Annotated in this window: 21 protein-coding genes, 3 tRNA genes and 2 pseudogenes; 7 read left to right on the top strand and 19 right to left on the bottom strand. The window is 68.5% G+C overall.

Going from position 1 to position 18,527, the window contains the following annotated elements; all coding sequences use genetic code 11:
• Both Q0C81_RS04515 and Q0C81_RS04510 read left to right on the top strand, forming a co-directional pair.
• A partial coding sequence (locus Q0C81_RS04515) for a DUF3667 domain-containing protein (RefSeq protein WP_291834156.1) occupies positions 1 to 983 on the top strand: 983 nt, incomplete at its 5' end.
• Positions 984 to 1,021: 38 nt separating this feature from the next.
• Positions 1,022 to 3,007, top strand: a complete 1,986-nt coding sequence (locus tag Q0C81_RS04510) for an acetyl/propionyl/methylcrotonyl-CoA carboxylase subunit alpha (protein WP_291834153.1) — start codon at positions 1,022 to 1,024, stop codon at positions 3,005 to 3,007.
• Between the two features lies 1 nt (position 3,008).
• Here the strand turns inward: Q0C81_RS04510 and Q0C81_RS04505 are convergent, their stop codons facing one another.
• Positions 3,009 to 3,377, bottom strand: coding sequence for a putative quinol monooxygenase (locus Q0C81_RS04505; RefSeq protein WP_291834151.1), 369 nt, complete (start codon positions 3,375 to 3,377; stop codon positions 3,009 to 3,011).
• A gap of 39 nt (positions 3,378 to 3,416) precedes the next feature.
• On the opposite strand from Q0C81_RS04505, the gene Q0C81_RS04500 reads away from it, so the two are divergent.
• Complete coding sequence (locus Q0C81_RS04500) at positions 3,417 to 3,815, top strand: DUF1489 domain-containing protein (RefSeq protein WP_291834148.1); 399 nt, start codon at positions 3,417 to 3,419, stop codon at positions 3,813 to 3,815.
• A 123-nt stretch (positions 3,816 to 3,938) separates the two neighbouring features.
• Positions 3,939 to 5,783 (top strand): patatin-like phospholipase family protein, encoded by a 1,845-nt coding sequence (locus Q0C81_RS04495; RefSeq protein WP_291834145.1) that lies wholly within the window; start codon positions 3,939 to 3,941, stop codon positions 5,781 to 5,783.
• 262 nt (positions 5,784 to 6,045) lie between these two features.
• Here Q0C81_RS04495 and Q0C81_RS04490 read toward each other — a convergent pair.
• The 15 genes and pseudogenes from Q0C81_RS04490 to Q0C81_RS04420 all read right to left on the bottom strand — a co-directional run.
• A pseudogene (locus tag Q0C81_RS04490) lies at positions 6,046 to 6,453 on the bottom strand (methyltransferase domain-containing protein); the annotation flags it as partial.
• A 205-nt stretch (positions 6,454 to 6,658) separates the two neighbouring features.
• Positions 6,659 to 6,735 (bottom strand) — tRNA-His (locus Q0C81_RS04485).
• A 184-nt stretch (positions 6,736 to 6,919) separates the two neighbouring features.
• On the bottom strand, positions 6,920 to 7,663 hold the full coding sequence (locus Q0C81_RS04480) for a M48 family metallopeptidase (protein WP_291834142.1): 744 nt from the start codon (positions 7,661 to 7,663) through the stop codon (positions 6,920 to 6,922).
• Positions 7,664 to 7,805: 142 nt separating this feature from the next.
• On the bottom strand, positions 7,806 to 8,525 hold the full coding sequence (locus Q0C81_RS04475; RefSeq protein ID WP_291834140.1) for a TonB family protein: 720 nt from the start codon (positions 8,523 to 8,525) through the stop codon (positions 7,806 to 7,808).
• 14 nt (positions 8,526 to 8,539) lie between these two features.
• Positions 8,540 to 8,977 (bottom strand): biopolymer transporter ExbD, encoded by a 438-nt coding sequence (locus Q0C81_RS04470; RefSeq protein ID WP_291834137.1) that lies wholly within the window; start codon positions 8,975 to 8,977, stop codon positions 8,540 to 8,542.
• 5 nt (positions 8,978 to 8,982) lie between these two features.
• Positions 8,983 to 9,885 (bottom strand): MotA/TolQ/ExbB proton channel family protein, encoded by a 903-nt coding sequence (locus Q0C81_RS04465; RefSeq protein ID WP_291834134.1) that lies wholly within the window; start codon positions 9,883 to 9,885, stop codon positions 8,983 to 8,985.
• 639 nt (positions 9,886 to 10,524) lie between these two features.
• A tRNA-Phe gene (locus Q0C81_RS04460) sits at positions 10,525 to 10,600 on the bottom strand.
• Between the two features lie 64 nt (positions 10,601 to 10,664).
• Complete coding sequence (locus tag Q0C81_RS04455; protein ID WP_291834160.1) at positions 10,665 to 10,844, bottom strand: DNA gyrase inhibitor YacG; 180 nt, start codon at positions 10,842 to 10,844, stop codon at positions 10,665 to 10,667.
• Positions 10,844 to 11,866 (bottom strand): ribonuclease E/G, encoded by a 1,023-nt coding sequence (locus Q0C81_RS04450; protein ID WP_291834132.1) that lies wholly within the window; start codon positions 11,864 to 11,866, stop codon positions 10,844 to 10,846. Before Q0C81_RS04450 ends, Q0C81_RS04455 begins: the two co-directional genes overlap by 1 nt.
• The gene (locus tag Q0C81_RS04445; RefSeq protein ID WP_291834130.1) at positions 11,863 to 12,441 is read right to left on the bottom strand and encodes a nucleoside triphosphate pyrophosphatase; all 579 of its coding nucleotides are present in this window, start codon (positions 12,439 to 12,441) and stop codon (positions 11,863 to 11,865) included. Before Q0C81_RS04445 ends, Q0C81_RS04450 begins: the two co-directional genes overlap by 4 nt.
• A 12-nt stretch (positions 12,442 to 12,453) precedes the next feature.
• Positions 12,454 to 12,672, bottom strand: coding sequence for a translation initiation factor IF-1 (gene infA, locus Q0C81_RS04440; protein ID WP_003164348.1), 219 nt, complete (start codon positions 12,670 to 12,672; stop codon positions 12,454 to 12,456).
• Between the two features lie 139 nt (positions 12,673 to 12,811).
• Positions 12,812 to 13,273, bottom strand: coding sequence for a UPF0262 family protein (locus Q0C81_RS04435; protein WP_291834127.1), 462 nt, complete (start codon positions 13,271 to 13,273; stop codon positions 12,812 to 12,814).
• Complete coding sequence (locus Q0C81_RS04430) at positions 13,270 to 13,770, bottom strand: DUF2948 family protein (protein ID WP_291834124.1); 501 nt, start codon at positions 13,768 to 13,770, stop codon at positions 13,270 to 13,272. Before Q0C81_RS04430 ends, Q0C81_RS04435 begins: the two co-directional genes overlap by 4 nt.
• Positions 13,760 to 15,049 carry a UDP-N-acetylglucosamine 1-carboxyvinyltransferase gene (murA, locus tag Q0C81_RS04425; RefSeq protein WP_291834121.1) on the bottom strand — a complete coding sequence of 430 codons (1,290 nt, stop codon included), beginning with the start codon at positions 15,047 to 15,049 and terminating at the stop codon, positions 13,760 to 13,762. The genes Q0C81_RS04430 and murA overlap by 11 nt, the downstream gene beginning before the upstream one ends.
• A gap of 102 nt (positions 15,050 to 15,151) precedes the next feature.
• Positions 15,152 to 15,385: a hypothetical protein gene (locus Q0C81_RS04420; RefSeq protein WP_291834118.1), complete on the bottom strand. Its 234-nt coding sequence runs from the start codon at positions 15,383 to 15,385 to the stop codon at positions 15,152 to 15,154.
• 177 nt (positions 15,386 to 15,562) lie between these two features.
• On the opposite strand from Q0C81_RS04420, the gene Q0C81_RS04415 reads away from it, so the two are divergent.
• A tRNA-Thr gene (locus Q0C81_RS04415) sits at positions 15,563 to 15,637 on the top strand.
• Between the two features lie 61 nt (positions 15,638 to 15,698).
• Here Q0C81_RS04415 and arsC read toward each other — a convergent pair.
• From arsC to arsH, 3 genes are read right to left on the bottom strand one after another with little or no spacing between them, the layout of a single operon-like run.
• A complete protein-coding gene (arsC, locus tag Q0C81_RS04410; protein WP_291834116.1) occupies positions 15,699 to 16,103 on the bottom strand; it encodes an arsenate reductase (glutaredoxin) in 405 nt (134 codons plus the stop codon).
• A gap of 1 nt (position 16,104) precedes the next feature.
• Positions 16,105 to 17,160: an ACR3 family arsenite efflux transporter gene (arsB, locus tag Q0C81_RS04405; RefSeq protein WP_291834113.1), complete on the bottom strand. Its 1,056-nt coding sequence runs from the start codon at positions 17,158 to 17,160 to the stop codon at positions 16,105 to 16,107.
• Positions 17,157 to 17,867 carry an arsenical resistance protein ArsH gene (gene arsH / locus Q0C81_RS04400; protein ID WP_291834111.1) on the bottom strand — a complete coding sequence of 237 codons (711 nt, stop codon included), beginning with the start codon at positions 17,865 to 17,867 and terminating at the stop codon, positions 17,157 to 17,159. The genes arsB and arsH overlap by 4 nt, the downstream gene beginning before the upstream one ends.
• Before the next feature lie 38 nt (positions 17,868 to 17,905).
• Here arsH and Q0C81_RS04395 point away from each other — a divergent pair, with 38 nt between their 5' ends.
• Positions 17,906 to 18,247, top strand: a complete 342-nt coding sequence (locus tag Q0C81_RS04395; RefSeq protein ID WP_291834108.1) for a helix-turn-helix transcriptional regulator — start codon at positions 17,906 to 17,908, stop codon at positions 18,245 to 18,247.
• A 59-nt stretch (positions 18,248 to 18,306) separates the two neighbouring features.
• Positions 18,307 to 18,527 (top strand): annotated as a pseudogene (locus tag Q0C81_RS04390) (hypothetical protein); the annotation flags it as partial.

Here is an 18,527-nt window from a genome sequence, read left to right as displayed (position 1 = left end):
AGGACTTCCACAAGTCGATCTGGAAACTGACCGTCGAGGCGGTCGAGAGCCTGCTGCACCTGGACGGCCGGCTGTTCTCCACCCTGCCCGACCTGCTGCGCCGTCCCGGCAAGCTGACCCGCGAGTATCTGGAGGGCAAGCGCGCCTCCCAGGTCGCGCCCTTCCGCATGTTCCTGGTCATCCTGCTGGTCGCCTTCTTCGTCGGCCACGCCGCCATGAAGGCCGGCGCGGACAAACACGAAGCCGCCGAAGGCCACGGCGCCGAGGCGGCTTCGACCGAGACCCACGGCGCCGCCACAGCGGACGGCGACGACACGAACCACCGAAACATCACGCCCGGCAGCGAGGCCGCCAAAGCTTATGAAGCCGAGGTCATGGCCGATCCGGACCTGAGCGAAGTCGAGAAGCGCACTCAGATCGCCGCCGCGCGCGGGGATTGGGCCGCCTTCGGCCGCAATCTGGCCGAGGACGTCTCGGCCCAGACCAAGGCGAGCGCCGACGCAGCGCCGAAGATGGCCGACACCGCCGACGCCGAGAAAATCCGCGACCTGGATCACTGGTTCAACTCGCGCATGGAGCAGGTGCGTCAGGACCCGGCGCGCTTCGCCCTGATCCTGGAGATCTGGGCCCACCGCGTCGCCATTCTGGCCCTGCCCGTCTCGGCCCTGATGCTGACCGTTCTGTTCGCCTTCAACCGCCGCTTCTATGTCTTCGACCACGTCATCTTCTCGATGCACTCGCTGTCGTTCCAGCTGCTGCTGCTGATCGTGATCATGGGGCTGGGCATCCTGACGCCCTGGGCCTGGTGGCTGCTGCTGCTCTCCCCGGTGCACCTCTTCATCCACATGAAGGGCGCCTACCAGCGCAGCACCATCGGCACCCTGGTCCGCATGTTCGTGCTGTGGAACCTGACCACGGTGACCTTCGCCATCCTGGCCATCCTGTGGCTCTACCTCGGCTTCAACGAGATGGCGGGGCACTAGCCCTCGCCACTCGCGACGCACCGCTCTAGAACGGCCTCATGTTCAAATCCGTCCTGGTCGCCAATCGTGGCGAGATCGCCTGCCGCGTCTTCCGCACCGCCAAGCGGATGGGAATCCGCACGATCGCCGTCTACTCCGAAGCCGACGCGAACGCCCTGCACGTGCGCGAGGCCGACGAGGCTGTGCTGATCGGCCCCGCCGCCGCGCGGGAGTCCTATCTGGTCGCCGACAAGGTCCTGGCCGCCGCGAAGGAAACCGGCGCCGAGGCCATCCACCCCGGCTACGGCTTCCTGTCCGAGAACGCCGACTTCGCCGAGGCCGTCATGGCCGCCGGCATCGTCTGGATCGGCCCGCAGCCGTCGTCGATCCGCGCCATGGGCCTGAAGGACGCGGCCAAAAAGCTGATGATCGAGGCGGGCGTGCCCGTCACCCCGGGCTACCAGGGCGACGATCAGTCGGATGAAACCCTCACCGCCGAGGCGAACAAGATCGGCTTCCCCGTCCTGATCAAGGCCGTCGCCGGCGGCGGCGGCAAGGGCATGAAGAAGGTCGACCGGGCCGAAGACTTCGCCGAGGGCCTGGCCTCCGCCCGCCGCGAGGGCCAGTCCTCCTTCGGCGATCCGCGCGTCCTGATCGAAAGCTACATCACCCGACCGCGCCACATCGAGGTGCAGATCTTCGGCGACAGCCATGGCGAGGTCGTCCACCTGCATGAGCGCGACTGCTCGCTGCAGCGTCGCCACCAGAAGGTGATCGAGGAGGCCCCGGCCCCCGGCATGGACGCGGCCACCCGCAAGGCCGTCACCGACGCCGCCGTCCGCGCCGCCAGGGCCGTGAACTACCAGGGCGCCGGCACCATCGAATTCATCGCCGACGCCTCGAACGGCCTCAAGGCCGACCGCATCTGGTTCATGGAGATGAACACCCGGCTGCAGGTCGAGCACCCGGTCACCGAAAGCATCACCGGCGTCGACCTGGTCGAATGGCAGTTCCGCGTCGCCGCCGGCGAGCCGATCCCGCTCAAGCAGGCTGATATCCCGATGAATGGCTGGGCCATGGAGGCCCGCCTCTACGCCGAGGACCCGGCCCACGGCTTCCTGCCGAGCATCGGCCGGCTGGACCACTTCGTCATGCCCGAGGACATCCGCGTCGACACCGGCGTGATGCAGGGCGGCGAGGTCAGCCAGTTCTACGATCCCATGATCGCCAAGCTGATCGTGCACGAGGACACCCGCGAGGAAGCGGCCGCCGCGCTGGCTGACGCCTGCGCCGAGGTCGAGGTCTGGCCGGTCAAGACCAACGCCGGCTTCCTCGTCCGCTGCCTTGAGCATCCCCGTTTCATCAACGGTGACGTCGACACAGGGTTCATTGCGGCGGAGGAAGCCGCTCTCGTCCCCACCTCCCCGTCCTCCCGGACCGCCGCCGCCGCCCTGGCCATCGTCGGCCTGCGCGCCGACGAGGCGTTGCGGAGCAATGAACTGTCACCCTGGACCGACGGCCTGTTCGCCTTCCGAATGAACGGAGAATCCCGGACGCCGGTCGTGCTTTACCGCGACGGCGAAAGCGTTCGGGCGGACCTGTGGGGCATCCACGACATAGACGCTCCGCGTCACTCGGGCTTTGACGTCGAGTTCGGAGACGAGGACTTCCAGGTGATCGGAACGCCGGACCATGTCTTCATCGACGGCGCACAGGTCTCCGGGGCGAACACGGGGGACGGCCGTATCGTCGTCTTTGAAGACGGCGACGCCTTCGAATTCCTGCCGCGATTGACCGGTTCCGCCTCTGGCCCCGCGTCCGACGGCTCCCTGCGCGCGCCCATGCCCGGCAAGATCGTCGCCGCCCCGGCCGCCGCGGGAGACACGGTCGCCAAGGGCGCGCCCATCGTGGTGCTCGAGGCCATGAAGATGGAACACGCCCTGGTCGCCCCGTTCGACGGCGTGGTCGAAAGCGTTTCCGTCGCCGTCGGCGAACAGGTCGGCGAGGGCGTGGTCCTGGCGGTGGTGAAAGCCGCCGAGGCCTGACCTAGACGCCGCCCAGCCCCACCCCGCCCACCGGCGTCGTGACCTGCGCGTCGCCGAAGGTCGCGATCAACGGCATCCCCTTGCGGATCGCCGCCTTGACCTCGGGAATCTGCAGCGAGGCCCGATGCGCGGCCTCGTCGGTCCAGACCTCGGTCACCCAGATGGCGTCCGCGTCGGCGGGGTCATGGGCGACGATATAGCTGAGGCAGCCGGGCATGCCCGCCACGCCGTCCAGCAGGATCACCGTCAGCGCCTCACGTTGACCCGCGACCGCCGTCATCTTGCCGATCAGTCCATACATAGAGTGATAGTACGCCTCGCGGGCGGCGATGTCGCGTGATGGGTGCAGAGTGGTGGGCTTGGCATCCACCGCTGGCGCCGCCCTACCCCCTGCGCCATATCCAGCCCTATGCCTCTCCACATGATCAAACTGTGCGTCGGCGTCTCCGATGTCGAGACCCTCGAACGCAACGCCGCCCTGAGCGACTGGCGCGTCGTCCACACCCGCATGACGCCCAAGCGGGCGGCCGAGCTGGAGGACGGCGGCTCACTGTACTGGGTCATCAAGGGCTCGGTCCTGTGCCGCCAGCCCATCCTCGACGTCTCCACCATCGGCGAAGGCCCCGCCAGCCGATGCGAAATCCGCATCGACGCCCGCGTCATCCGCACCGCGCCCCTGGCCCGCCGTCCCTTCCAGGGCTGGCGCTATCTGGACGGCAAGGACGCCCCGGCCGACCTGACCCGCGCCGACGCGACGGACCTGCCGGACGATCTGGCGCGGGAACTGCGGGAACTCGGCGCCTGGTAGAGTTCGGGTCCTACGGACTAGGGTTTAGGGGTTTCGGTAACCATATCTGGCGATCCTCCCAGCTCGTGTCGTCCCCCGTTCCTTGCTCCGATCCTAGACCCCGAACCCTGGACCCCGGCCGCCATGCCCCCCGCCCGCTCTGATCGTCTGGAAGACGCCCTGCACCGCATCTTCGAGAGCGGCCGAAACACCCCGGCCAGCTGGTTCGCCCTGACCGGGGGCGAGACCCTGTTCGCCGAGGACGATCCGTCCGACACCCTCTACCTGCTGCGCGCCGGCCGTCTGGGCGTCTTCCGCCGCGAGGCCAACGACCAGCCGCCCCAGTTCGTCGGCGTCATCCGGCCCGGCGAGCCCGCGGGCGAGATGGCCATGCTGGCGGGCAGTCCGCACACCGCTGACGTCGTCGCTTTGCGCGATTCAGAGATCCTGGCCCTGCCCCGCGACGCCTTCTTCGAGGCCGCCCGCACCGAGCCCGATCTCATGGTCGAGCTGTCGCGCCTGATGATCCAGCGCGCCCGCGACCGCCGCTCCGGGGGCGGCGAGCCCAGCGTCTTCGGCTTCATCTCGGCCCGCCCCCGGCCCATCCGCGCCTTCGTCGAGCGCGTCGCCGCCGCCATCGAGGCCTCGGGCTTCACCTGTCAGGTCATTGACCATTCCGCCCTCTCCTCGGCCACCGAATGGTTCAGCCGGGTCGAGGACGCCCACGACTTCGTCCTCTATGTCGCCGAGGCGGATGAGCCCGCCTGGGCCGCCCTGTGCGCCCGTCAGGTCGACCGCGTCTTCGTCGTCGGCCAGTGCCTGCTGGCCCCGCCAAACCGCCCCCTGCCCCACGCCGGAGTGCTGGACGCCCAGCGCCGCACTGACCTGATCCTGTTGCGAGATCCGCGCATGGCCCGTCCGGCCAACACCGCGGTCTGGATCGACGCGGTCCAGCCGGGCCGCTGGTTTCAGGCGGTCGAGGGCGATCAGGCCGACGCCGACCGCATCGCCCGGGTCATCACCGGCATGGGCGTCGGCGTGGTCATGTCCGGCGGCGGGGCCCGCGCCTACTCCCACATCGGCGCGCTGCGGGCCCTGCGCGACGCGGGCGTCCCCGTCGACTTCGTCGGCGGCAGCTCCATGGGCGCAGTGATCGCCGCCGGCCCGGCCATGGGCTGGTCTCTGGAGGAGTTGGAGGAGCGCATCCGCCGTTCGTTCGTGGACAGCGACCCGCTCAGCGACATCACCTTCCCCATGCTGGCCATGACCCGCGCCAAGAAGGTCGATGGCCTGCTCCAGGCCGCCTACGGCGACACCGACATGGCCGACCTGGCCCGGCCCTTCTTCGCCGTCTCGACCAATCTGACCTCGGGCCGGATCGAGGTGCACCGCCGGGGCCTGATGCGCCGCGCCATGCGCGCCTCCATCGCCATCCCGGGCCTGCTGCCGCCCATCGTCATAGACGGCCAGGTGCTGGTCGACGGCGCGGTGCTCAGCAATCTGCCCGCCGAGGTCATGCGCCAGATGAACTCCGGCCCGGTCATCGGCATCGACATGTCGCAGGCGCGCGGCGTCGACCCGGCCCTGATCGAACATCCGCCCTCGATCTGGCGGCTGCTGGCCACCGGCGCCTGGCGCCGCGGCCCGCCCATCGTCTCGATCATGATGCGCTCGGCCACCCTGACCACGGACCTCGAGATCGAGCGCTCGCGCGCCATCGTCGACATCCTGGTCCAGCCCACGCCGGACGGCGTCGACATCCGCGACTGGAAGGCTTTCGCCCCCGCCGTGGACGCCGGCTACCGCGCCATGACGGTCGAGCTGGAGAAGCTGGACGGCCCGGTCACCGGCCTGCGCCGCCGCCGTCGCGTCGCCGACGCGCCACCAGGAACAGACGCGGGAACGGCAGAAGCGTCACCCCGTCCGGACGACGCGGAAACGCCACGGAAAGGGCATCGCCCAGCGCGGAAAGATAAGCGTCCCGCATAGCCGGATCGTCCTTGAGCGCCGTCAGATGCGGCCGCAGCGCGGTACCCTTCATCCATTCCAGCACGGCGTTCGGCCCGGTCAGGGCGTGCAGGTAATTGGTGGACCAGACGTCCACCGCCTCGCAGGCCTCGGCCAGCACGCCGTAATAGGCCTCCGGGCTCAGCAGGGCCTGGATCGTCTCCCGGTCCGACAGCCGGTCCGACCACGGCCCGTCGGCGACGACGGCGCGCATGGTCCGGTAGTGCAGCGTGTCCCAGGCCAGCGGCATCTGCACCGCGATCGCCCCGCCGGGCGCCAGCAGGCCGGTCAGCCGCCGCAGCAGCCCCTCATGGTCGGGCAGCCATTGAAGCGATGCGTTGGCGAAGATCAGGTCCACCGGTCCATCGGGGTCCCAGGTCGCCAGATCGGCCTGCACCCAATCCACATCCGCGCCCAGCGCTCGGGCCTGCTCCAGCATGGCCGCGCTCGAATCCAGACCGACAACCGTCGCCCCCGGATGGCGGCGTTTCAGCAGGGCCGCGTGCTGGCCGGTCCCACAGCCAAGGTCAACGACGCGCCGCGGCTCCAGATCGCTCGGCAGGCGCAGCAGCAGGTCCAGCGCCGCGCGATCCCGCTCGGCCTCGAAACGACTGTACTGCTGGGGATCCCAGATTGGGTTTGTGCTGCTCATGGGGGCGAGCATAACCGGTCGGGAACGGAGCCCAGCAAGTGAGTAGTGGTTAGTGATTAGTGGGTGGCTGTCTCAGGCATTCGCGTCTGCCGCCTCTGCGCCTATGTCAGCGGCATCGAGCCACTAATCACTAACCACTAGCCACTTCCCACGCACAAACGGCGCGGCAGACGACCTGACTGTCAGGGGAAGCGTGGAAGGGCGATGGTACAGCCTCTCAGGTTTGAACTGAGGACCTCCGGCTCCACAAACCGGCGCTCTAACCAACTGAGCTAAGGCTGCACGTATCCGCGCGAGCGGCGTCTTTAGCCGCGTCGGTCGGAGCGATCAAGGACCAATTGGGCCGTACGAAGGGGTTAGTGGCTAGTGATCAGTGAGTGGCCCGGACGACAATCGGTCCGCAACGGCCTCTGGCCCGGCGATCCACTAATCACTAATCACTAGTCACTTTCCAGGCGCCGCCCCTTCAGTTCCAGCCGCGGCTGTTGATGTAGCCCTCCAGCGCGCTGATCCGCGTCGTGTCCGAGGGGTGGGTCGAGGCGAACTCGGGCGTCGCCCCCTGCCGCTGGGCCTGCATCAGCCGCCACAGGGCGATGGACTCCGCCGGGCGATAGCCGGCGCGCTGCATGTAGTCGACGCCCAGACGGTCGGCCTCCAGTTCGTCCCGGCGCGAGAAGGGCAGCAGCACGCCCAGCTGGGCCCCCAGTCCGCCGATCGCGCCCGCCGCCTGGCCATAGTCCCCGGCCACGCCCTGCACGCCGCTCAGCACCAGCCCCGTCGCGGCGCTGGTCGAATAGCGCTCGGCCGCGTGGCGGGCGACGACGTGGCCGACCTCGTGGCCCAGCACGGCGGCCAACTGGTCGTCGTTGCGCACCAGGGCCAGCAGGCTGGTGGTCACCCCGATCTTGCCTGACGGCAGGACGAAGGCGTTCGGCGCATCGCTGACGAAGACCGCATAGTCCCAGCGCCGGTCCGACAGGCCGGCGGCGTCCACGATTCGCCCGCCGACATTGCGGATGCGGTTCAGGGCGGCCGCGTCGTTCGAGATTCTCTGCGTGCGCAGCGCCTGGGCCCAGGCGGCGTCCGCCTGCTGCGTCAGGGCCGCGTCGTCCACGATCAGGAACTGGTTGCGCCCCAGGGTGTCGTTGTAGGCGCAGGCCGACAGCGTCGCGCCGGCGGTCATCAGGGCGGCGAGGAGGAAACGGTTCATCGGGGGTCTCCGCGAAAGCTTGGCCGGGATGAAAGTCATCACCGGCGAAACGCGCGCGCGCAAGCCTCGGCGGACGGCGCGTCGCGCAAACGAAAACGCCCCGGAGTTTCCTCCGGGGCGTTCCGTAGTCGTTTCAGTTGCCTCAGTCCGTGGGCGGAACGAAGCGCGTCGTCCAGCGAACGGTGGCGCCTTCGGCGGCGCCGTCGACGGTGCGGGGCGAAACCCGCGACCGGCGAGCCGCAGCCAGAGCGGCCTGGCCGAAGCCGGCGCCCGCGGGGTCCTCGGACACCACGGAACAGTTCGACAGGCTGCCGTTCGGTTGAACGGTGCACTGAAGGGTCACCCGTCCCGACTCGATCCCGCGGGCGGACGCCCGTTCCGGGAACTCCGGCGGGACCTGACGGGCCCAGCTCGGCTGAGTGATCAGCGACGGACGAGCCGGAGCCGGCACCGGAGCCGGGCGCGGAGGATCCGGGGTGATCACCGGCGGTGCGGTGTTCTCGATCCGGTCTTCCTTCTTGACCGGCTCGATGCGGACCGGCTCGACCGGCGTCACGTTTGGCACGATCGCCGGGACACGCACCTGCAGCTTGGGCGGCGGAGGCGTATCGGTCGGCGGCGGCGGAGGCGGCGGCGGAGGGGGCGGCTCGGGGATCGGTTCGATCAGCTCGACGTCAACGGTGTCATCCGTGTACCGGACCTCGCGCAGCGTGAACTGCATGTTGATCAGGTAGATGGCGAGCAGGCCGAACAGGGCCAGAACGAACAGCACGCTGACGAGGAGCACGCCCGGGGGAACCCCGAGGAAGCCCTTCTTGCGCGGCGGGTCGTAGCGACTGCGGTGATATTCAACATCTGTCATGAGATCACCGTTCCCTACTGCGTCGACTGGTCTTCACCGACCAGAGCCACGGAATAGAACCCGTGATCCTGGAGGGAGTTCATGACCTGCATGAAGTCGCCGTATCGGGTCTGCTGGTCCGCACGGATGAAGATACGCTCATCCGACGGCGGCTTGTTGCCGATCAGCTTGCCCAGTTCGGCGCCGACCGAGGTGATCTCCACCTCATTGTCACCGATGTACGCGCGGCCGTTGTCCTGGATGGAGACGTAGAACGGCTTGGGCGGATTCTGCGCGGGTTTGGCGACCGCAGTCGGCAGCTTCACCTCCACCGACACAGTGGCGAGCGGAGCCGCCACCATGAAGATGATGAGCAGAACCAGCATGATATCAACGAAAGGCGTAACGTTGATGTCAGAGTTCTGCTCAATGGCCCACTTGCCACCGCCGCCGCCTGAAAGTTTGGCGGCCATCCGGGTTACGCCCCCTTGTCGAGGTTACGCGAGATGGCGTTGATCAGCTCGGCGTTGAAGCCGTCCGAACGGGTGCCGTACGCCGCGATGCGGGTGTTGAAGTAGTTGTAGAAGATAACCGCCGGGATAGCGGCGAACAGACCGATACCCGTGGCCAGCAGCGCCTCGGCGATGCCGGGGGCGACGACGGCCAGGTTGGTCGTGTTGGTGTTCGCGATGCCGATGAACGAGTTCATGATGCCGTACACGGTGCCGAACAGACCGATGAACGGACCGGTCGAACCGACCGAGGCCAGGAACTGTTGGCCGCCCGAGAGGCGCTTGGCCAGACCCGACTGAACCGCCGAGACGGCTTGCTGCGCGCGCAGCAGGGCCGAGTCGGAGTGTTCGCCAGTGACCGAGAGGCCGGCCTGACGCGACAGTTCGATTTCGTCGGTGGCCGCGGCGGCCATGTCGGCCAGCGGGTTGCCTTCGAACTCGTCCGAAGTGGCGACCTTGCGCATGTCCGCGATGGTGCGGGCCGAGCGGAAGGTTTCCAGGAAGCGGTCGGTGGCGCGGTTCAGGGCGCCGAACTCGAACAGTTTGATGAGCAGCAGGGTCCACGAGAAGATCGAGGCCAGGACCAGGCCGATCATGACGACCTTAACGATCAGACCGGCGTCCATGAACATGGTCGCGATGGTCAGCTTGTGAGCGCCGCCTTCGGCAGCGGGAGCAGCTTCTTCGGCCGCGGCCGGAGCAGCTTCAGCAGCCGGCGCCGGAGTGGCGGCGGCGGCGTCAGCCGGGGTGGCCGTCGCGGCGGCGGGAGCGGCCGGAGCGGCTTCCTGCGCGAGGACCGGCGAACCAGCCATCAGGACGGCAGCGCCGGCCATGGCCAGAAGAATGTTGGTCTTTTTGAAATCGAGCATAGTTCGCCAGTTCCTGCTTTGGTGTCTGACTCGTGGAACCCAGGGAACAGGCCAATCTGGCGGCCGGTTCCCGATGAAAATCTCGCCCGCAGCGTCGGGATTCACTGAACCCTGATCTGCGGAACGCCTCCTGAACGCTTCCGGTTGCCTAAGGCTTCCGGGGCGGTGTCGACAGGCCTTGGGAAACCGTTTTCCCAACCCCTCCCGGCCGCTCGCAAAGGAAAGCGGTCAAGCTCCTTTGGCGAACGCATACCAGAGCGTCAAGTGCGCAACGGCGCTTTTCCCCTCGGGGGAGAGCACGCACGCTCATCACGGAAGTTTCAGGTTGAAAGCGTCAATTTCGTGATGGTTGGGCAGAAAGTCCGACCCTTTGCGAGGGCGTACGGAGCATCATTTTGGAAAAATGAACCCCGATTGAGCAATTCATTCCAAACCGGCTAACGCGCCCGTAAATCCACACCCGTTAACCTGTCTTAACGGGGTCGTTCCCACCTCTTATAAGGGAAATTCCGCATACGGGATCATACCGAACAGCGGTCTTCGCCGCGGAAGCTGAGGCGCTCCGGCGAATATGGCCTGACAGATTGTCTGAGAGGAGAAGGCATCTCCCGAGGAGATGGCGCCATACTTCCGAGAAGATGGTGCCCGGGGGCGGATTCGAACCACCGACACGTGGATTTTCAATCCACTGCTCTACCAACTGAGCTACCCGGGCGCACGCTTTGAAGCGAGGGAGCGGGGTCTATAAGCGAGCCGCTTTCGGGAGGCAAGCACCTCTGTCAGTCTTCTTGCGAACCACGGTTCCCGCCCTCGTCCGTGGGCTCGTCCTCTCGCACCGGTATGGCGTAGCCGCCGGTGAACCAGCGTTGCAGATCCACGTCGGCGCAGCGCTTGGAGCAGAAGGGTTTGTACTTCGGGTCCGCCGGCGCGCGGCGGCAGATGGCGCAGGTCGCCATGATCACTCGGCCTCGATGTTGGAATCGCCTGGCTTCAGGCTGTCGTCGGTCTTCAGATGGGCGCGCGGCCCCAGCTGCGCCACCAGCGGCGCGGCCAGCGCCGCGATTCCCGTGGCGCAGGTCAGGGTCACCCGCGCCCGTGTGGTGTCCTCCAGCAGCGCGGCCCGCAGCCGCCGGACCGCCTCCTGCGCCGCCTGTTCGGGCCGCGGCAGCCGCAGGCGAGGCTCGGCGTACAGCACCTCTTCCAGCGGCGTCCGCCCCCACGGCAGCGACAGCATCAACACCCCGAACCGGTTCACCGGCCCGTAGACGATCGACGGATCGTCGCCGAACGCCGCTTGGGCCGCCGCCAGGATCGCCTTGCCGTCGTGCTGGGTCCCGATCAGGTCGACCGCCACCAGTCCGCCCCAGCGATTCAGCCGGATCAGCCGCGCCGCCGCCTTCAGGGCCAGACGATTCGTCTCGTCGCGCGAGTGCGCCCGGCCCATGTCGTGGGCGTTCAGGTCGATATCGACGGTGATCATGGCGCGCGTGCGCTCGACGTGGACCTGGCCGCCCGGCACGGCCGCCGGCCCCTGGGCCTGCTCGACCGCCGCCCATCCGGCCTCGATCGCCGCCCGGCCCGTGATCGGCTCCGCCCCCGGCGCGATCCGCGCCAGCGTTTCAATCAGTGTCGGCGCGGCGGCCAGGAGGCGAGGCTCCCCCTCCCCCGCGCCCCGCCGGCGCGCCACCGGCGCCTTGGCCTCGCGCCGTTCCGCCGAGATCTCGACCTCGACCTTGGCCCCCACCGGGGCGGAGATTCCGCCCTTCAACGGCATGAAGGCCTCAAGCCCCCCGCCCAGGTCGATGAAGGCGCCCTTCAGCCCGGGGGCGGATTGCCTCACCCGCGCGACCGAGCGCGCGCCCAGCCGGGTCTGCGGCGGCGTATCGGCTCTTTCTATAAGTATGTGTTCGGCCCGGCCGTCCCGTTCGACCACCGCCCTCAGCTCGCCGGGCGTGTCGTCGAGGAAGACCTCCAGCGTCACGGCCTGACGCCCGCGCCGGCCAGCAGGTTCACGCTTTCATGCAGCGGCAGGCCCATCACGGCCGGATAGCTGCCGACCAGCCGGGTCACGAAGGCCCCGGCCCGGCCCTGGATGCCGTAGCCCCCGGCCTTGCCCTTCCATTCGCCCGAGGCGACGTAGGCGGCGATCTCGGCGTCGGACAGGACCTTGAAGGTCACCCGGGTCTCGACCACCCGATGGGTCAGCTTGCCGCCCGCCGCCACGGCCACGCCCGTATAGACGCGGTGGCCGCGCCCCGAGAGCAGCTTCAGGAAGCGCACGCACTCCGCCTCGTCGGCGGCCTTCTCCAGGAAGCGGCGGCCCACGGACACCACGGTGTCGGCGGCCAGCACCACGGCGTCCGGCGCGCGCGCGGCCACGACCTGCGCCTTGCCGATGGCCAGGCGCGCGGCCAGACGCGGCGGCGTCTCGCCTTTCAGCGGGGTCTCGTCGATGTCGGCGGGTTCGATTCGGTCGGGCTTGATCCCGACCAGCGCCAGCAGCTCCACGCGGCGCGGGCTGGCCGAGGCCAGCACCAATTCGGGGCGAAGGCTCATGTGAGCCCGCCCTTACTTGAAGCGATAGGTGATGCGGCCCTTGGTCAGGTCGTAGGGCGTCATCTCAACCAGGACCTTGTCGCCGGCCAGCACGCGGATGCGGTTCTTGCGCATCTTGCCCGCGGTGTGGGCGATGATTTCGTGGTCGTTCTCGAGCGTCACGCGGAACGTCGCGTTCGGCAGCAGTTCGCTGACGACGCCGGGAAACTCGAGCAGTTCTTCCTTAGCCATGCGGCCTCTCACGCCCGGTGGATACGAGTAGACGCCGCGCGCCGGGCGGAGCGCGCGTCGAAGGAGCGGGCATATGCCCGAAAAAGGCGAGCTAGTCGAGTTCTCCTCCCCATTGCTCCGCAACGGAGAGGACCCGTCTTCAGCGCCGGTAAAGCGCCGTCACCAGCGTGAACAATCGCCGGGCCGTTTCGTGGTCCACCGTGATCTTGCCGTCCAGCCTGGCCTTAAGCAGTTCGGCGCCTTCGTTGTGCAGACCCCGGCGACCCATGTCGATCGCCTCGATCTTGCCCACGTCGGTCCCGCGCAGCACTTCATAGTAGCTGTCGCAGATGTCGATGTAGTCCTTGATCACCTTGGTCAGCGGGGACATCGACAGGCCGTGGGCCTTGGCGAACTGCGGCCCGGCGATGTCGAACACCAGCCGGCCGTCCTGCGACGACAGCTTCAGCGAATAGGGTCCCGTCGCCGCCCCCGCGGGCTCGAAACTGTTCTTCTCGACCAGGTCGAACACGGCGACGCGGCGTTCGTGCTCGATCTCGGCCGAGGCCGCCGGCAGGGAGGCCGCATCCAGTTCGATGGAGACCAGCCGGTGCTCGCTCACGAGGCGCCCGCCTCCGCCAGCGCCGCCTCGATGGAGCCTTCCAGGTGGGTCGGGGCGATCCGGGCGGGCCAGCGTTCCGACAGGTCGGTCAGCACGGCGTCCAGGCATTCCACCTCAACCCGCAGGTCCCCGCCCCCGGCGAACATCATGATGATGCGTCCGCCCGGCGCGTCGCCCGGCTCGAACTCCATGGCCAGCAGCTCCAGCGCGATCTCCGGCCCGCGCGGCAGGCGGCGGCTCTTCACCGCGATCACGTCGCCGAACTGCATGGCCGCCATCACCCGCGTCCCGCCGCATTCCCAGCAGAACCGGCTCAGCGCCACGGTCAGCAGCCGCGCGTTGCGCTCCCAGACGATGTCCTTGGGACGCATGATCGCGTCCTGCAGCGCCACCGAGATGATGCTCAGGTCGTCGGCGTCCTCGGCCAGCAGACGCAGGGGCTCCATCGGCGACTTGATCGCCGTTTCCTCCGCCGCGCCCTTGACCTCAGTGTTCATGCGTATCGCCTGTGATCCGTCGGATGTTCGCGCCGCACGCGCCCAGCTTTTCTTCCAAACGCTCGAAACCGCGATCCAGATGATAGACCCGGCCGACCGTCGTTTCACCCTGGGCGACAAGGCCCGCGATGACCAGACTGACGGATGCGCGCAGGTCGGTCGCCATCACGGGCGCGCCGTGCAGCACCTCGACCCCCTTCACCACCGCCTCGCCCGCGTGGACGTGGATGTCGGCCCCCAGGCGCGCCAGCTCGGGCGCGTGCATGAAGCGGTTCTCGAAGATGTTCTCGCGGATGACGCTTTCGCCCTCCGCCGTCGTCATCAGCGTCATGAACTGGGCCTGCAGGTCGGTGGCGAAGCCCGGATAGACCTCGGTCTCCAGATTGACCGCCCGCAGGCGCTGCTTCGGATCGCGCTTCACGATCACGCCGTCGTCGGTCGGGGTCACCTCGACGCCCGCGGCGACCATCTTCTCGGTCAGGGCGGTCATGAGCCCGGCGCGCGCCTTGGTCAGCCGCACCTCGCCCCCGGCCATGGCCGCGGCCACGGCATAGGAGCCCATTTCGATCCGATCCGGGATCACCGACCATTCGGCCCCGCCCAGCGAGGTCACGCCGGTGATGGTCAGGACGTTGGTGTCGATCCCGTCGATCTTCGCGCCCATCGCCGTCAGGCAGCGGGCCAGGTCGCCGATCTCCGGTTCACGCGCGGCCTTGCGCAGCACCGTCGTCCCGTTCGCCATCACGGCGGCCAGCATGGCGTGCTCGGTCGCGCCCACGGACACGAACGGGAACTCGATCTCGGCCCCGCGCAGCCCCTTCGGCGCGCGGGCGGTGACATAGCCCTCGTCCAGCTCGATCTCGGCGCCCAGGGCGGTCAGCGCCTGCAGGTGCAGGTCCACCGGACGCGCCCCGATGGTGCAGCCGCCCGGCAGCGACACCTTGGCCTCGCCAGTGCGCGCCAGCAGCGGCCCCAGCACATTGAAGCTGGCCCGCATCTGGCGGACCAGATCATAGGGGGCGAAGGTCGAGCTGATCGTGGCGCCATGGAACAGGGTCTCCTGCCCGTCGGCCCCGTCGCGCTCGGTCACCTCGACGCCCAGCGCCTGCAGCAGCTTGCCCAGGAATTTCGTGTCCGCCAGGCGCGGCATGTTGGTCAGCAGCAGCGGCTGATCCGTCAGGATCGAGGCGGCCATCAGCTTGAGGGCGGAATTCTTGGCGCCGCTCACGGGGATGATCCCGTTCAGCTGGGCGCCGCCGGTGATGGCGATGCTGTCCATGTGGTCTCTTGCGGCCCTGCGCGGGGGCGTCAGGGGGATCGGCTATCTAGCGCGGTCCGCCGGGGGAGCGAAAGGCCGCGCGAACGGTGCGGCCGATGACTTTCAGTTGCTCGGTCTTGCAGGCTTGGCCGCGACCTTGCGGCGGCGCAGGTTGTCGCGCAGCGCCTTGGCCAGACGCAGGGCCTTCTCGGACTTGGCCCGGGCCGGACCGGCGGGCGCGCCGGAAACGCCGGTCGTCACTTCCGTGGCCGGCGCGGCCTTCACCGGCGCGGGCGCGGCCGGCGGGGCCTCGGGGACGGCGGCGGCTTCGGGAGCGGTCGTCTCGGGCTTGTCCATGAGCGGATCAGAGCCCGCGTCGCGGCGCCGCGCAAGACCCCGACACCGTTAACGCGAACCTTGTCCACGGTCGCCCTCCGATCAGGCGAACCCCGCCGCCAAACTTTTCACACCCAAGCGGAAATAGGGCTTCCCCCCCGCCACGACGTTGGCTATAGGGCCGCTTCCTCAGATTTCGCCGCCGTAGCTCAGTGGTAGAGCGCATCCTTGGTAAGGCTGAGGTCGTGGGTTCGATTCCCCCCGGCGGCACCATCTGAAGACCCCTGCGGGGCCCGGCTGAAAAGTCGGGCCCCGCTTGCGTTTCGGGGCGTGTTCAGACGGCCTCCCCGTCCTCCTTCACGAATCTGTCCGGTCGCCGCTCCAGAAGGGCGAAGACCGCCTCGGACGGTCGGCACAGCCTCACGCCCAGCGGCGTCTCGACGATGGGCCGGTTGACCAGAACCGGATGGGTCAGCATCGCCTCGAGAATCGCCTCGTCGGTCACATCGTCGGCCAGCAGCCCCAGCGCCTCGGCCGGCGTTCCCTTCGTCCGCATCACCTCGCGCGGGCGCGCGCCCATGGCCGACAGCAGATGCGTCAGGGTCGCGCGGTCCCAGCCCGCCTCCAGATAATCGACCACGGTCGGCGCGTATCCGCTGGCCCGGATCATCTCCAGGGCGTTGCGCGACGTCCCGCAGCCGGGGTTGTGGTAGATGGTGACGGGGAAAGCGTCGCCCATGTCAGGCCCTCCGTTGGTTGTTCAGGCGGCGGACGGCGGGCCCGCGGTCGTACCAGCCGCGCGTCCGGTTCACGATGGCGACCACCGTCAGCATGACCGGAACCTCGATCAGGACGCCGACGACCGTCGCCAGCGCCGCGCCCGAGGTCAGGCCGAACAGGCTGATCGCCGCCGCGACCGCCAGTTCGAAGAAATTGCTAGCGCCGATCAGGGCCGACGGCGCCGCCACCCGGTGCGCCTCTCCCGCCATCCGGTTCAGGACGTAGGCCAGGCCCGCGTTGAAATAGACCTGGATCAGGATCGGCACGGCCAGCAGGGCGATGACCAGCGGCTGCCGCACGATCTGCTCGCCCTGGAAGCCGAACAGCAGGATCAGCGTCGCCAGCAAGGCCAGCAAGGAGACCGGCGACAGGGCCTTGAGCAGCGCCGCCAGGGCCTCCGGCCCTCGCCGCAGGACCGCGGATCGCAGGACCTGGGCCAGGATCAGGGGAACGATGATGTAGAGTCCGACGGACGCCAGCAGGGTCTCCCACGGGACCGAAATGGCCGACAGACCGAGCAGCAGCGCGACGACCGGCGCGAAGGCGACCAGCATGATCGCGTCGTTCAGGGCCACCTGGCTCAGCGTGAACGGCGGATCGCCCTCGGTCAGCTGGCTCCACACGAAGACCATCGCCGTGCAGGGCGCGGCGGCCAGCAGGATCAGCCCGGCGATATAGCTCTCGACCTGACCGGGGGGCAGCAGGGGGCGGAACAGCGTCCCGATGAACAGCCACGCCAGCAAGGCCATCGAAAAGGGCTTCACCAGCCAGTTGACCCCCACCGTGACGGCCACCCCGCGCCAGTGACGCGCCACCGCCCCCAGCGCCTTGAAGTCGATGCGCGCCAGCATGGGAATGATCATCAACCAGATCAGCCCGGCGACGGGCAGGTTGACGTGCGCGATCTCCAGGCCGGCGATCACCCGGAACGCCGGCTGGAAGGCGTGTCCCAGCGTGACCCCGACCACGATGCACAGCAGCACCCAGACCGTCAGGTATTTCTCGAACACGCTCATGCCCTGGCGTCCGCCAGCGACGCGGCGGCCGGATGGCGGTCCTCCGCCTTCCGCTCGCTGTACCGGTCCACCAGATAGTCCGCGCGCCCTCGGGTCAGCAGCGTGAACTTGACCAGTTCCTCCATCACGTCGACCAGCCGATCGTAGTAGGGCGAAGGCTTCATCCGGCCCTCGTCGTCGAATTCGTTGAAGGCCTTGGCCACCGACGACTGGTTCGGAATGGTGATCATCCGCATCCACCGCCCCAGCACGCGCAGCTGGTTGATGGTGTTGAACGACTGCGACCCCGCGTTGACCTGCATCACCGCCAGGGTCCGGCCCTGGGTCGGGCGGACGCCGCCGCTCTCCAGCGGAAGCCAGTCGATCTGCGTCTTGAAGATCCCGGTCATCGCGCCGTGACGCTCCGGGCTGCACCACACATGCCCCTCGGACCACAGCGAGGCCGCGCGCAGTTCCGCGACCTTGGGATGGGCGGGATCCGCGTCATCGGGTTGCGGCAGGCCGCGCGGATCATAGATGCGCGTCTCAGCCCCGAAGCGGCGCAGCAGCCGGTCGGCCTCCTCGACCAGAAGCCGGCTGTAAGACCGGTCCCGCAGCGAACCGTACAACAGCAGGAAGCGCGGCGGATGGTCCGGCGCCGTCGCCGACAGCGCTCGCTCCGAAGGAATGTCGAGATAGGCCGGGGTCAGGGCGGGAAGGTGCGTCATGCCTTCCCTTTCGCACATGATTCGTATATTCGTGAAGTATGGAAATGAAGAACGCCGTTCCGGTCCTCTCCGCCCTTGCCCATGAAGGCCGCCTGTCGATCTTCCGCACCCTGGTGCAGGCCGGTCCCGAGGGGCTGGCGGCGGGCGTGCTGGGCCAGGCCGTCGGCGTTCCCGCCAGCACCCTCTCCAACAGCCTGACCATCCTCGGCCACGCCGGCCTCGTCGCTTCGCGCCGCGACGGCCGTTCGATCATCTACGCCGCCGACTACGGACGCATGGGCGCCCTGCTGTCCTTCCTCGTCGAGGATTGCTGCAAGGGATCATCCGGGACCTGCGATCCCTCCCTCGCCGAGGTGGCGTCGAAGATCGCCTGCGTCTGACGCGGCCCCCGCGACACCCTGTCCGCGACAGCCTCGCCGACCCGTGCTACGTCCGCGTCATGCTCCGGCGCGCGCAAACCCTGCTGAACAAGGTTGGCCTTCTGGCCGCGCTGCTGTTCGCCCTGGTCGCCGTCATGCCCGCCACCGCCGCCGTGGCCTGCGCGGACGAGACGCCGCCCGCGGCCGCCGCCGGCGCCGCCGCGCCCTGTGAGGATCCGGCCTGCGAGCACTGCGTCATCGTCTGCGGACACGGCTGCTGCCACGCCCCGCACGCGGCGGC

The sequence above is a fragment of the Brevundimonas sp. genome (assembly GCF_023259385.1).
GTDB lineage: Bacteria > Pseudomonadota > Alphaproteobacteria > Caulobacterales > Caulobacteraceae > Brevundimonas.
The sequence above is the reverse complement of the archived record's forward strand: the minus strand, read 5'-3'. Positions and strand labels throughout refer to the sequence as shown.

Excerpts from the sequence above, each read along its gene's own strand:
- Q0C81_RS04465 (WP_291834134.1), bottom strand. The coding sequence starts at position 9,885 with ATGCTCGATTTCAAAAAGACCAACATTCTTCTGGCCATGGCCGGCGCT.
- Q0C81_RS04500 (WP_291834148.1), top strand. The coding sequence starts at position 3,417 with ATGCCTCTCCACATGATCAAACTGTGCGTCGGCGTCTCCGATGTCGAG.
- murA (WP_291834121.1), bottom strand. The coding sequence starts at position 15,049 with ATGGACAGCATCGCCATCACCGGCGGCGCCCAGCTGAACGGGATCATC.
- Q0C81_RS04495 (WP_291834145.1), top strand. The coding sequence starts at position 3,939 with ATGCCCCCCGCCCGCTCTGATCGTCTGGAAGACGCCCTGCACCGCATC.
- Q0C81_RS04475 (WP_291834140.1), bottom strand. The coding sequence starts at position 8,525 with ATGACAGATGTTGAATATCACCGCAGTCGCTACGACCCGCCGCGCAAG.
- Q0C81_RS04480 (WP_291834142.1), bottom strand. The coding sequence starts at position 7,663 with ATGAACCGTTTCCTCCTCGCCGCCCTGATGACCGCCGGCGCGACGCTG.
- arsC (WP_291834116.1), bottom strand. The coding sequence starts at position 16,103 with ATGGGCGACGCTTTCCCCGTCACCATCTACCACAACCCCGGCTGCGGG.
- Q0C81_RS04445 (WP_291834130.1), bottom strand. The coding sequence starts at position 12,441 with ATGAGCCTTCGCCCCGAATTGGTGCTGGCCTCGGCCAGCCCGCGCCGC.
- arsB (WP_291834113.1), bottom strand. The coding sequence starts at position 17,160 with ATGAGCGTGTTCGAGAAATACCTGACGGTCTGGGTGCTGCTGTGCATC.
- Q0C81_RS04420 (WP_291834118.1), bottom strand. The coding sequence starts at position 15,385 with ATGGACAAGCCCGAGACGACCGCTCCCGAAGCCGCCGCCGTCCCCGAG.
- Q0C81_RS04510 (WP_291834153.1), top strand. The coding sequence starts at position 1,022 with ATGTTCAAATCCGTCCTGGTCGCCAATCGTGGCGAGATCGCCTGCCGC.
- Q0C81_RS04470 (WP_291834137.1), bottom strand. The coding sequence starts at position 8,977 with ATGGCCGCCAAACTTTCAGGCGGCGGCGGTGGCAAGTGGGCCATTGAG.
- arsH (WP_291834111.1), bottom strand. The coding sequence starts at position 17,867 with ATGACGCACCTTCCCGCCCTGACCCCGGCCTATCTCGACATTCCTTCG.
- Q0C81_RS04430 (WP_291834124.1), bottom strand. The coding sequence starts at position 13,770 with ATGAACACTGAGGTCAAGGGCGCGGCGGAGGAAACGGCGATCAAGTCG.
- infA (WP_003164348.1), bottom strand. The coding sequence starts at position 12,672 with ATGGCTAAGGAAGAACTGCTCGAGTTTCCCGGCGTCGTCAGCGAACTG.
- Q0C81_RS04395 (WP_291834108.1), top strand. The coding sequence starts at position 17,906 with ATGGAAATGAAGAACGCCGTTCCGGTCCTCTCCGCCCTTGCCCATGAA.